Source organism: Polynucleobacter sp. MWH-UH23A, assembly GCF_040409805.1.
Taxonomy (GTDB): Bacteria; Pseudomonadota; Gammaproteobacteria; order Burkholderiales; family Burkholderiaceae; genus Polynucleobacter.
Map to the genome: position 1 here is coordinate 84,532 of NZ_CP099572.1, position 12,981 is coordinate 97,512.

Genomic DNA, 12,981 nt, shown 5'->3' on the forward strand with positions numbered 1-12,981 from the left:
CACGATGGCTCGGCAAGCGCGTACTGTTATACCTGGCCAAGCAATGCATGTGATGGTTCGCGGCAACAACCGCGAAACACTTTTTTTCAAAGAAGAAGATCGACAAATTTATTTAGAGTGGTTACGTGACGCTGCAAGACAATTTTCTTGCGCGGTGCATGCATTTGCATTGATGCCAAATCATGTGCATTTATTGCTCACCCCGCAAAATGATGATTCACTTGCAAAAACAATGCAGTCCTTGGGTCGTCGTTACGCACAATACTTCAATCAGCAACATCATCGATCTGGAACGATTTGGGAAGGTAGGTACCGTTCTTCCCTGATTGACCCCGATTATTTTTTGCGTTGTCAGCGCTACATTGAACTAAATCCAGTAAGAGCCGGTTATGAATCTAGCCCCCAAGATTCCAAGTGGACTAGCTTTGCTACTCATATCGGTGGGAATGCAGAGCCTTGGCTTATGGACCACCCCCAATTTTGGAGGTTGGGAAATACTCCTTTTGAACGTCAGATGAATTGGGCCAATATTGTGAAGGAGGGCGCCCCCCATTGGGAAGATCGCCAAATCACAGAATCCTTAATTCGATCGAAGCCCTGGGTAAGCGATGCCTACGCTAAGAAGTTATTCAAAGATTCGCCAGAGTTGATTCAAATGCGCCACAGAGGACGCCCGAAGAAAATAATCCCTTTAAATTCAGTGCCATAGGTATTAAAGAGGATTAATCTACAGAGTCTAAAGTTTGACTCTGTCCCTAATTAAAAGAATTGATCCCAAAAAATATCAAAATAAATGGGACAGAGTCATTTTATTTCTATTGCATGAGTATGGGTATTCACCTATATTTGATCCTCCAAACGTAATCAGGCCGTTGTGCCTCTGAGAAATACTATGACTACTCAATTAAATACCCAGATTCGTCCAGTTGCTCAAGGGATGTATGACCCACAAAATGAACATGATGCTTGTGGCGTAGGATTCGTTGCACACATCAAGGGCAAGAAATCTCATGAGATTGTTTCTCAGGGTTTGAAGATTCTGGAAAACCTAGATCACCGGGGAGCGGTTGGTGCCGATCCTTTAATGGGTGACGGCGCTGGTATCTTGATTCAGATTCCAGACACCTTGTATCGCGAAGAAATGGCAAAGCAAGGCGTCACATTGCCACCATTAGGCGAGTACGGTGTTGGCATGATCTTCTTGCCAAAAGAGCACGCTTCACGTTTAGCATGCGAGCAAGAGTTAGAGCGCACTGTTCGTTTAGAGGGTCAAGTAGTTTTAGGTTGGAGAGATGTGCCGGTTGATGTGAAGTTACCGATGTCTCCAACAGTGCAAATGACTGAGCCATTCATCCGTCAAATTTTTATTGGGCGCGGCCGTGACATCATGACAACTGATGCGCTTGAGCGTAAGTTGTATGTGATTCGTAAAACAGCAAGTCATGCGATTCAAGATTTGCACTTAAAGCATGGCAAAGAATATTTTGTCGCATCAATGTCCGCGCGAACCATTGTTTATAAGGGTTTGCTGTTAGCTAACCAAGTTGGCGCTTATTACCAAGATTTGCAAGATCCTCGTACGGTATCTGCCTTGGCATTGGTGCATCAACGCTTCTCAACCAATACATTCCCAGCTTGGGAGTTGGCTCACCCATATCGCATGATTGCGCACAACGGTGAAATTAATACTGTTAAAGGTAACGTGAATTGGGTGAATGCTCGTGAGGGCGCGATTAGCTCCCCAGTGCTTGGCGATGATCTACAAAAATTATGGCCACTGATTTATCCAGGTCAGTCAGACACTGCATGTTTTGATAACTGCTTAGAGTTATTGGTGATGTCTGGTTACCCATTGGCACAAGCCATGATGATGATGATTCCTGAGGCATGGGAACAGCACACATTAATGGATGACAATCGTCGCGCATTCTATGAATACCACGCATCGATGATGGAGCCATGGGACGGCCCAGCAGCGATGGCATTTACTGATGGTCGCCAGATTGGCGCAACTTTGGACCGCAATGGTTTACGTCCAGCGCGTTACTACGTTACTGATGATGATTTAGTCATTATGGCTTCTGAGGCAGGTGTACTACCAATTCCTGAGAGCAAGATCGTTCAAAAATGGCGCTTGCAACCAGGCAAGATGTTCATGATCGACATGGAACAAGGTCGCATCATTGATGACGTTGAGCTTAAGAATGCTGTTTCTAAAGCGAAGCCATACAAGAGTTGGATTGATGCAGTACGCGTGAAGCTTGATGAAGTTGACGCTAGCAAAGCAGACTTGGTAGATGAAAAGACCACCATTCGTCCCGCTGCTAAATTGCTTGATCGTCAGCAGGCTTTTGGTTACACACAGGAAGATATCAAGTACCTCATGGCCCCAATGGCTATGAATGGTGAAGAGGCAATCGGCTCAATGGGCAATGACAGCCCATTAGCGGTTCTTTCAAATAAGAACAAACCTTTGTACAACTACTTCAAACAGTTGTTTGCACAGGTGACCAATCCTCCGATTGATCCGATTCGTGAAAACATGGTGATGTCTTTGGTTTCCTTCATTGGGCCAAAGCCAAACTTGCTTGATACCAACAACATCAACCCTCCAATGCGACTTGAAGTCAGTCAGCCTATTTTGGATTTTGATGACATCACCAAGATTCGTCACATTGGTCATTACACCAATGGCAAGTTCCGTTCTTATGAGCTTGATATCTGCTATCCAGCTGCTTGGGGTAAAGCAGGTATTGAAGCGCGTTTAGCATCATTGTGCGCAGAGGCTGCTGATGCGGTGCGTTCTGGCTACAACATCTTGATCGTAAGCGATCGTCAAGTTGACGAGAAGCACGTTGCTATTCCTGCGCTCTTGGCAACATCAGCAATTCATCAGCATTTGGTACAAAAGGGTTTACGTACTAGCGTTGGTCTCGTGGTTGAGACAGGTAGCGCACGTGAGACTCACCACTTTGCTCTCTTAGCTGGTTATGGTGCTGAAGCAGTCCATCCATACCTTGCAATGGAAACATTGGTTGATATGGCCAAAGGTTTATCGGGCGATTTGTCTGGTGAGAAAGCTGTTAAGAATTTTGTAAAAGCGGTTGGTAAAGGTTTGCAAAAAGTGATGTCCAAAATGGGTATCTCTACTTATATGTCCTATACCGGCTCGCAGATTTTTGAAGCGATCGGTTTAAATCGCGACATCATTGATCAATATTTCAAAGGCACGCCATCTAATGTGGGTGGTATCGGCGTATTTGAAGTGGCTGAAGAAGCTTTGCGTATGCATACAGCTGCCTTTGGTAATGATCCTGTATTGACTAATATGCTGGATGCTGGTGGTGAGTACGCCTTCCGTATTCGTGGTGAGAACCACATGTGGACTCCAGATACGATTGCGAAATTGCAGCACTCCACTCGTATTGGCGCAGAGAAGGGCTATCAAACTTATAAAGAGTACGCCAACATCATCAATGACCAAACGAAGCGTCAGATGACTTTGCGTGGTTTGTTTGAGTTCAAGATTGATCCAAGTAAAGCTATTCCTTTGGATGAGGTTGAGCCTGCAAAAGAGATTGTTAAGCGTTTTGCAACAGGCGCAATGTCCTTGGGCTCTATCTCTACCGAAGCTCATGCTACCTTGGCAATCGCCATGAACCGCATTGGCGGCAAGTCTAATACTGGTGAGGGTGGCGAGGATCCAAATCGTTATGTGAATGAACTCAAAGGCATTCCAATTAAGAAGGGCGAGTCCCTTGCTAGCATCTTGGGAGATGATGTCGTTGAGGCAAATATTCCATTACAAGATGGCGACTCATTGCGTTCAAAGATTAAGCAAGTTGCTTCTGGTCGTTTTGGTGTGACCACTGAGTACTTACGTTCTGCTGATCAAATTCAGATCAAGATGGCGCAGGGTGCAAAACCAGGTGAAGGTGGTCAATTGCCTGGTGGCAAGGTTTCTGACTACATTGGTAAGTTACGCTTCTCCGTACCAGGTGTAGGCTTGATTTCTCCTCCTCCGCACCATGATATTTATTCGATTGAAGATATAGCTCAGTTGATCCATGACCTCAAGAATGTCAATCCAAAATCAGACGTTTCTGTGAAGTTGGTATCTGAAGTCGGTGTTGGTACGGTTGCCGCTGGTGTTGCCAAAGCAAAAGCAGATCATGTTGTGATCGCGGGTCACGATGGTGGTACTGGCGCATCTCCGCTCTCCTCAATTAAGCATGCCGGATCCCCATGGGAGTTGGGTTTGGCTGAGACTCAGCAAACACTGGTGCTGAATGGTTTGCGTAGTCGTATCCGTGTGCAAGCTGATGGCCAAATGAAGACAGGTCGAGATGTCGTCATCGGTGCCTTGTTAGGTGCGGATGAGTTTGGTTTTGCAACGGCCCCATTGGTGGTTGAGGGTTGCATCATGATGCGTAAGTGTCATTTGAATACCTGCCCAGTTGGTGTTGCGACTCAGGATCCAGAATTACGTAAGAAGTTCTCTGGTAAGCCTGAGCATGTGGTGAATTTCTTCTTCTTTATTGCGGAAGAAGCTCGCGAAATCATGGCGCAATTGGGAATCAGAAAATTTGATGACCTTATTGGTCGTGTTGATCTCTTGGATACTCGCAAGGGTATTGAGAACTGGAAAGTGCATGGCTTGGATTTCAGCAAGATTTTTGCTGAGCCGCAGGTGGCAAGCGATGTTCCTCGCTACCAAGTGCTCACTCAAGACCATGGTTTGGCCAATGCGCTAGACAATATCTTGATTGAGAAGAGTGAGCCTGCTATCGAGCGTGGTGAAAAAGTTTCTTTTATCGTGCCAGTGAAGAACGTCAATCGTACTGTTGGCGCAATGCTTTCAGGTGAGGTGGCTCAACGTTATGGCCACGCTGGTTTGCCTGATGACACCATTCATATTCAGTTAAATGGTACTGCTGGTCAAAGCTTTGCGGCCTTCCTAGCTCGCGGTATCACTTTGGATTTGGTGGGTGATGGCAACGACTACGTTGGTAAAGGTTTGTCAGGCGGCCGCGTAATAGTACGTGCTCCACATGAGTTCCGTGGCGATACATCTAAGAACATCATTGTTGGTAATACGGTTCTTTATGGTGCAATTGCTGGTGAAGCCTTCTTTAACGGTGTTGCAGGTGAGCGTTTCGCAGTTCGTAACTCGGGCGCAACCACGGTTGTTGAGGGTACTGGCGATCACGGTTGTGAGTACATGACTGGTGGGACTGTTGTGGTGCTCGGTACTACTGGCCGTAATTTTGCAGCGGGTATGAGCGGCGGTGTTGCTTATGTTTATGACGAAGATGGTTTATTTAGTCAGCGTTGCAATACCAGCATGGCGACTTTAGAAAAAGTGTTGCCTTCTGCCGAGCAAATTGCCAAGATGCCTAAATCAGAGTGGCATGCCCCTGTTGATGTTAAAGACGGTGGCGAGCGTTTGACTGATGAGCAAATCTTGAAAGGTTTGATTGAGCGTCATTTCCGCTACACCGGCTCAGAGCGCGCTAAGGCGCTGCTTGCTGATTGGGAAAATGCCCGTACTCGCTTTGTGAAGGTTCTCCCAACTGAGTACAAACGTGCGCTCGGTGAGCTTTGGGAAAAGTCACAAAAGAATACGGTTGCAGCGTAATCAACATAGCGAATAGACATTAAGAAAAGATACTAAGGATTAGATATGGGTAAGGTCACTGGATTCATGGAGTTTGAGCGCGTAGATGAAACATACGAAGCGCCTGCTAAACGTCTCCACCACTACAAAGAGTTTGTTGCCGCATTGACTGATGAAGAAGCAAAAGTTCAGGGTGCGCGTTGCATGGATTGCGGCATTCCGTTTTGCAATAACGGATGCCCAGTTAACAACATCATTCCTGACTTCAATGATTTAGTTTTTCATAGTGATTGGAAAAATGCATTAGATGTTTTGCAATCAACCAACAATTTCCCAGAATTTACAGGCCGTATTTGCCCGGCACCATGTGAGGCAGCTTGTACTTTAGGAATCAATCGTGCCCCTGTAGGTATTAAGTCAATTGAACATGCCATTATTGATAAGGGTTGGGAAAGTGGTTGGGTTAAGCCGCAACCACCCAAAACAAAGACGGGTAAGAAAGTAGCGATTGTTGGTGGTGGCCCTGCAGGCATGGCGGCTGCACAGCAATTGGCGCGCGTTGGTCATGATGTCACTGTATTTGAAAAGAATGACCGTATCGGTGGTTTACTCCGTTACGGCATCCCTGACTTCAAGATGGAAAAGTGGCTTATCGATCGTCGTGTAGAGCAAATGCAAGCTGAAGGCGTGAAATTTGAAACGGGTGTATTTGTCGGCAAAGAGGCCATTGGCGCCGAAGTAAAAAATTACTCTACTAAAACAATTTCACCTGAGCAGCTCATGAAAGACTTTGATGCTGTGGTAATTACTGGCGGCGCAGAGCAGCCACGTGATCTTCCTGTACCAGGCCGTGAGCTTGCTGGCGTGCATTTTGCTTTGGAATTTTTGATTCCGCAAAATAAAGAAAACGCAGGCGACTTTAAAAATGAAATTCGTGCAACGGATAAACACGTTGTTGTGATCGGTGGTGGTGATACAGGTTCTGATTGCGTTGGCACTTCTAATCGTCATGGCGCAACAAAAATTACCCAGTTTGAATTGTTGCCTCAACCACCGGAAGTAGAGAACAAGCCATTGGTTTGGCCATACTGGCCTACCAAATTGCGTACATCTTCTTCTCATGAAGAAGGATGTGATCGTGATTGGTCTGTAGGAACAAAGCGTTTTGAAGGTAAAAACGGCAAGGTTGAAAAACTCATTGGTGTTCGTTTGGAGTGGAAAGACGGAAAAATGTCAGAAGTTCCAAATTCTGAATTTGAGATCAAGGCGGATTTAGTACTTTTGGCAATGGGATTCGTTTCCCCAGTGCAGCAGGTACTAAATGCATTTGGCGTTGAGAAAGATGCTCGCGGTAATGCAAAAGCGACTGTAGAAGGTCAAAATGCCTATCAAACGAATGTTCCCAAGGTCTTTGCTGCTGGCGATATGCGTCGTGGCCAATCGCTAGTGGTTTGGGCTATTCGCGAAGGTCGTCAATGTGCTCAGGCAGTAGACCAGTATTTAATGGGGTCATCCGTTTTGCCCCGATAATGTGGGCATATGAATAGCCATCAACCAAGCGCGCTGGATATTAATCAATCCCTAGGCGAAGTTGTCGTCTCTATTAAAGACGTCGACTTTTCCTACGCGCCTGGTGAGCGACAAATTTTGTCTGGTCTCAATATGGAGTTCCGCCGTGGCCAAGTCGTTGCGGTGATGGGCGGTTCCGGCTGCGGTAAAACTACCATTCTGCGTTTAATCGGTGGCCAATTTTCCGCGCAATCTGGACAAGTGCTATTTGAAGGCCAAGATATTGGCAAGATGAGTAGCAAGGAATTAATGGCCGCACGTCGTCGCATGGGAATGCTATTTCAGTTCGGCGCTTTATTTACTGACTTAAGTGTTTTTGAAAATGTCGCATTTCCATTGCGCGAGCACACGAATTTAAGTGAAGAGCTCTTACGCTCTTTGGTATTAATGAAGCTGAATGCTGTAGGTCTTCGAGGTGCACGCGATTTAATGCCATCGCAAATTTCTGGTGGCATGGCTAGACGTGTTGCGCTTGCTAGAGCAATTGCCTTGGATCCACCACTCATCATGTATGACGAGCCCTTTGCCGGTCTAGATCCTATCTCTTTGGGAATCACGGCAAGATTGATTAGAGATTTAAATACCGCCCTGGGAGCCACGAGTTTATTGGTGACTCATGATGTTGAAGAGACCTTTGAGATTGCGGATTACGTGTATTTCATTGCCAATGGAAAAATTGGTGCGCAAGGTACACCAGATGAGCTGAGTCGATCAACAGACGCTTTTGTAAGGCAATTTCTGGATGCGGCGCCAGATGGTCCTGTGCCTTTTCATTATCCAGGGCAAAGCTTGGAAGATGATTTTGGAGTGAGGGCTTAATGACTAACTTAATGACCTCGCTTCTGAATTTATTTGGCGACCTCGGTTTTTTTATTCGTCGTAATTTAAGCAGTCTCGGCTTATCTGCACGCATGTTCGTAGCGGTAATTTGGCGTTCGGGGTTTTTGTTAAAGAGACCTCGTTTGGTAATCGATCAAATTTTGTTTGTTGGTAATCACTCTTTTGTGATCATTGCCGTCTCTGGTTTATTTGTTGGCTTTGTTTTGGGATTGCAGGGTTATTACACCTTGAATCGCTATGGCTCTGAACAGGCGCTGGGTTTATTGGTTGCCCTATCGCTTACTCGAGAATTGGGTCCCGTGATTACAGCACTTTTGTTTGCCGGTCGCGCTGGAACCTCATTGACTGCAGAAATTGGTTTGATGAAGGCCGGGGAGCAATTGAGTGCTATGGAAATGATGGCTGTGGACCCATTAGGCCGCGTCATTGCTCCACGCCTATGGGCAGGCATCATTGCCATGCCGATTTTGGCGACCATTTTTACTGCGGTGGGTGTGCTGGGCGGCTATTTTGTTGGGGTGCCATTGATTGGCGTCGATTCTGGAGCATTCTGGTCTCAAATGCAGGGTGGCGTAGATCTGTTCTCTGATATTGGAAACGGCCTGATCAAGAGTTTGGTGTTTGGTATGGCGGTGACGTTTATTGCCCTATATCAGGGTTATGAGGCGAAGCCAACACCTGAGGGTGTTTCACAGGCGACGACTCGCACTGTGGTGATTTCATCTTTATCGGTTTTGGCATTGGACTTCTTGTTAACCGCAATGATGTTCTCGAATTAGAAAGAATAAACTGGGGCTCTTATGAGAAAAAGCGCAATTGATATCTGGGTTGGAATTTTTGTTGCCATTGGTTTGTTGGCTGCATTATTTCTAGCATTGAAAGTTGGCAATATGAATGCTGTGTCATTCGCTCCAACTTATAAAATTTCCGCGCGCTTTGATAACATTGGCGGTTTAAAACCTCGTGCGCCTGTAAAGAGTGCGGGTGTGGTGGTTGGTCGTATCGCCAATATTTCATTCGACGATAAGACCTATCAAGCAACGGTTGTCATGACCATTGAAGATGCTTATAAGTTTCCAAAAGATTCTTCAGCCAAGATTTTGACTTCAGGTCTATTGGGAGAGCAGTACATTGGCCTTGAGGCTGGCGGCTCGGATGATATGTTGGCTAATGGTGAAAAAATTACCCAAACTCAATCTGCCATCGTTTTAGAAAGCTTAATCAGTCAGTTCTTGTACAACAAGGCAGCTGATAGCGGTCAAGAGAAAAGCGCAGCTAAATAATGTTTTCAGTTGTAGCTCTGATTAACAAGATGAAACAATTTCTCTTGCTTTGCATGGCTACAGTGCTAGTTGCTTGTGCTTCTATTCCTGCTGGAGTGGAGCCTTCACCCCAAGATCCTTGGGAGTCATTCAATCGATCCGTATTTGAATTCAACGAGGGCTTAGATGCTTATCTATTAAAGCCCGTTGTTGCTGGGTATCGGTTTGTATTGCCCGAGTTTGTGCGGGAGGGTATTTACAACTTCTTTAGTAACTACAACGATATTTACACCGCATTATTTAATTTATTGCAAGGCAAACCTGGCTATGCCTTTAATGACTTTATGCGAGTTGCTGTCAATACCACAATGGGACTTGGTGGCTTATTGGATCTAGCTACTCCCGGCGGTCTTGAAAAGCACAAAGAGGATTGGGGTCAAACGCTAGGCGTATGGGGCGTTCCAGCTGGCCCATACGTGGTTCTTCCTTTCTTTGGTCCGAGCAATGTACGCGATACCTTTGGAACAGTTGCTGACTTGGAGTCTGATTATTTATTTAGGCTGCTTCCAGATGTCGCTTTACGTAACAGCATCACGGGATTGCGTGTAGTGAATGCCCGAAATACCTATTACGAGGCAGGTGATTTGTTGGATGGGGCAGCAATTGATAAGTACAGCTTTATGAGGGATGCGTATATTCAAAGACGCCAGTATCAGATCAATGAAGGCCGGGATGATGAAGAGCCTCAAATGCCTGTTTATGAAAATCCCTATGAATAAGCACAGGGCTTAAGGGTCTAAAATAAGGCCTAACCAATTCACAAACTGAGTAACAAGCAAAGTAATAAGCTAGGCGAGTCGAAAGATAGTTCCCATGAAAAACATCAAAGTAGCATCATTATTTTTTGCGTTAAGCATGTTTTTGTTCTCTGGGGCGTCTCGTGCCCAGACTCCTGATGCAACAACACCTCCTGATGCCCTCATTAAGATGGTGGTTACCGATGTGATGGCTTCGGTGAAAGCAGATCCAGAGATCCAAAAGGGTAGCATTCCAAAGATTGTCGATTTAGTGGAAAAGAAAATTGTTCCCTATACCGATATGCGTCGTACAACCGAAATGGCGATGGGTCCGAATTGGAAAAAGGCAAGCGCAGAACAGCAAGCGCAATTGACTTCAGAGTTTAAAAACTTATTGATCCGAACTTATTCAGGCGCGCTAAGTCAGTTACGTGATCAGACTGTGCAATTTAAGGCTCTTCGCGCTGCGCCAGACGATAAAGAAGTAGTTGTGAAAACCGTTGTTCTCGGCCGTGGTGATCCGGTTCCTTTGGATTACCGTTTAGAGAAGACAGACAAGGGCTGGAAGGTTTACGACATGAATATTATGGGTGTCTGGTTAGTCGAGGCATACCGTAATCAATTCGCTAACCAGATTAGCCAGAATGGTATTGAAGGTCTTGTGAAGTTTTTACAAGATCGTAACAAACAGTTAGCAAGTGCTAAACCTGCAAACTAAATATCTAGCAAAATGCCTTTTTCTTTGCCTGCTTCCGTTACGCAAGATAATGCAACACAAATGGAGATCGATGGTATCGGTAATCTTGCTAGTCTAAGCTCCATTGATTGCTCTCGGTTGAAAGATTTTGATTCGACGGTATTAGCAGTGCTCTTAGCTTGGAGAAAAAAGTTGCATGAAAATAATCAATCCTTGCTTATTGAGCATGCCCCAGAAAAACTCAAAGTATTGGCCAAGGTGTATGGTGTTTCCGCTTTGCTAGGTCTCTAAGTAAAAATAAAATAGAAGCATGCACTCAGCAATTTCGATTCAGCATATTTCAAAGCAGTATGGGGCTTTGCAGGCACTCAATGATGTTTCATTGACTATTGAGCCCGGTGAGTTTTTCGGCCTTTTAGGCCCAAATGGTGCGGGCAAGACTACTTTGATTTCTATATTGGCTGGCTTGGTCAAGTCCGATAAGGGTCATGCATCTATCTTGGGTGCTGATGTTCAGAAATCCTTTCGTGATGCGCGCCGGATGCTCGGGGTGGTTCCACAAGAGTTGGTTTTTGATCCTTTCTTTACCGTTCGTGAAACTTTGCGCTTTCAATCGGGTTACTTTGGTATTCGGAATAACGATGCTTGGATTGATGAGATCATGGCTAACCTCGATCTCACCGGCAAGGCTGATAGCAATATGCGCGCCTTATCAGGTGGCATGAAGCGGCGAGTTCTGGTAGCCCAGGCATTAGTGCATCGCCCACCAGTCATCATCTTGGATGAGCCGACTGCAGGTGTCGATGTGGAGTTACGTCAATCGCTGTGGCAATTTATCAGCAGACTAAATCAAGACGGCCACACGATTGTTTTGACGACGCACTATCTTGAAGAAGCTGAGGCGCTTTGTCAGCGTATTGCCATGCTCAAGCAGGGCGAGATTGTGGCACTGGATACCACTGCGAATTTATTAACACGTTACGGCTCAGCTAAAAAAGATGGTGAAGGTAAAACAGATCTCGAAGATGTTTTTGTAAACATCATGTCGGGGGCAGCGCAATGACTATGTTGAATAAAGCACCTCAAGCCCTTAATAAACCAAGCTTAGAGTACGGCAGTGGCTTTCCAACTTTATTGCGCAAGGAGGTGAAACGCTTTTATAAGGTGGCGTTTCAGACGGTTGCCGCGCCAGTATTGACTGCCATTTTGTACCTCATGATTTTTGGTCATGTGCTTGAGGGTAAAGAGGTCTATGGGCGTTTAAGCTATACCGCATTTTTGATTCCTGGCTTAGTCATGATGAGTGTGTTGCAAAACGCATTTGCGAATACTTCTTCATCTCTCATTCAGTCAAAGATTACAGGCAACCTCGTATTTGTTTTGTTGGCGCCCCTGAGTCACCTTGAGTTTTATACAGCCTATATATTGGCAGCAGTTTTTCGAGGAATTGTCGTTGGCTTAGGCGTATTGTTGATCACGCTTTGGTTTGATGTCCCCACACTTGAGTATCCACTTTGGATCTTAGTATTCGCATTTTTGGGTGCCGCCATCTTGGGCAGTCTTGGTCTAATCGCAGGAATTTTGGCTGATAAATTTGACCAATTAGCTGCATTTCAAAACTTCATCATCATGCCTGCAACGATGCTGTCCGGGGTTTTCTATTCCATTCATTCTTTGCCTGCTGCTTGGCAGGTGGTTTCGCATTTCAACCCATTCTTTTACATGATCGATGGCTTTCGTTTTGGGTTTTTCGGGATTTCGGATGTATCGCCTTGGAGCAGCCTAGCTATTGTGTTTTGTTTCTTTGTAGCAGTTTCAGCAATTGCTTTGCGACTCTTGCAAAAGGGTTATAAGTTACGCCATTAATATTGGTAGATTGTTTGGCCGTATTCGTCGTATGTAATGTTTTATTAGGAGAGAAGTATGTTGCCAACCCCAGAACAAATTGAAGGTTATATCAAGCAAGGCATTCAATGCACTCATATTCAGGTTGAGGGTGATGGACAACATTTTTTTGCAACCATTGTTAGTCCAGAGTTTGATGGCAAACGCCTTGTACAGCGTCATCAGCTGGTATATGCAGCAATGGGCGATCGCATGAAAGCAGAAGTGCATGCACTATCAATAAAAGCATTTACTCCTGAAGAGTTTGCGCAAAACCCGTCGGCATAACAATCAAATTTAAATAAGCAAACTCAC

The 12,981-nt window shown here is 45.4% G+C and carries 12 protein-coding genes; all 12 read left to right on the forward strand.

Translation table 11 applies throughout. The features are described 5' to 3' along the window. Nucleotides 1-4 precede the first annotated feature (4 nt). The 12 genes from NHB35_RS00515 to NHB35_RS00570 all read left to right on the forward strand — a co-directional run bounded on the left by NHB35_RS00515 (nt 5) and on the right by NHB35_RS00570 (nt 12,954). Entirely contained in the window at nt 5-709 is a 705-nt protein-coding gene (locus tag NHB35_RS00515; RefSeq protein WP_353432417.1) for a transposase, read from the forward strand. Between the two features lie 183 nt (nt 710-892). Then, nucleotides 893-5,638 carry a glutamate synthase-related protein gene (locus NHB35_RS00520; protein WP_353432418.1) on the forward strand — a complete coding sequence of 1,582 codons (4,746 nt, stop codon included), beginning with the start codon at nt 893-895 and terminating at the stop codon, nt 5,636-5,638. A 45-nt stretch (nt 5,639-5,683) separates the two neighbouring features. Continuing rightward, a complete protein-coding gene (locus NHB35_RS00525) occupies nt 5,684-7,147 on the forward strand; it encodes a glutamate synthase subunit beta (RefSeq protein ID WP_353432419.1) in 1,464 nt (487 codons plus the stop codon). Between the two features lie 9 nt (nt 7,148-7,156). After that, nucleotides 7,157-8,005, forward strand: coding sequence for an ABC transporter ATP-binding protein (locus NHB35_RS00530; RefSeq protein ID WP_353432420.1), 849 nt, complete (start codon nt 7,157-7,159; stop codon nt 8,003-8,005). Beyond that, nucleotides 8,005-8,805, forward strand: coding sequence for a lipid asymmetry maintenance ABC transporter permease subunit MlaE (gene mlaE, locus NHB35_RS00535; protein ID WP_353432421.1), 801 nt, complete (start codon nt 8,005-8,007; stop codon nt 8,803-8,805). Before NHB35_RS00530 ends, mlaE begins: the two co-directional genes overlap by 1 nt. A gap of 21 nt (nt 8,806-8,826) precedes the next feature. Next, nucleotides 8,827-9,309 carry an outer membrane lipid asymmetry maintenance protein MlaD gene (gene mlaD / locus NHB35_RS00540; protein ID WP_215316721.1) on the forward strand — a complete coding sequence of 161 codons (483 nt, stop codon included), beginning with the start codon at nt 8,827-8,829 and terminating at the stop codon, nt 9,307-9,309. Nucleotides 9,310-9,338: 29 nt separating this feature from the next. Further along, nucleotides 9,339-10,067 carry a VacJ family lipoprotein gene (locus NHB35_RS00545; protein ID WP_353432422.1) on the forward strand — a complete coding sequence of 243 codons (729 nt, stop codon included), beginning with the start codon at nt 9,339-9,341 and terminating at the stop codon, nt 10,065-10,067. 94 nt (nt 10,068-10,161) lie between these two features. Further along, complete coding sequence (locus tag NHB35_RS00550) at nt 10,162-10,803, forward strand: ABC transporter substrate-binding protein (protein ID WP_353432423.1); 642 nt, start codon at nt 10,162-10,164, stop codon at nt 10,801-10,803. A 12-nt stretch (nt 10,804-10,815) separates the two neighbouring features. Further along, nucleotides 10,816-11,073, forward strand: a complete 258-nt coding sequence (locus NHB35_RS00555; protein WP_353432424.1) for an STAS domain-containing protein — start codon at nt 10,816-10,818, stop codon at nt 11,071-11,073. A gap of 19 nt (nt 11,074-11,092) precedes the next feature. Next, complete coding sequence (locus NHB35_RS00560) at nt 11,093-11,845, forward strand: ABC transporter ATP-binding protein (protein WP_353432425.1); 753 nt, start codon at nt 11,093-11,095, stop codon at nt 11,843-11,845. Next, nucleotides 11,842-12,648 carry an ABC transporter permease gene (locus NHB35_RS00565; protein ID WP_353432426.1) on the forward strand — a complete coding sequence of 269 codons (807 nt, stop codon included), beginning with the start codon at nt 11,842-11,844 and terminating at the stop codon, nt 12,646-12,648. Before NHB35_RS00560 ends, NHB35_RS00565 begins: the two co-directional genes overlap by 4 nt. A 57-nt stretch (nt 12,649-12,705) precedes the next feature. Beyond that, entirely contained in the window at nt 12,706-12,954 is a 249-nt protein-coding gene (locus tag NHB35_RS00570; protein ID WP_215316732.1) for a BolA family protein, read from the forward strand. The last annotated feature ends 27 nt before the right edge of the window (nt 12,955-12,981 follow it).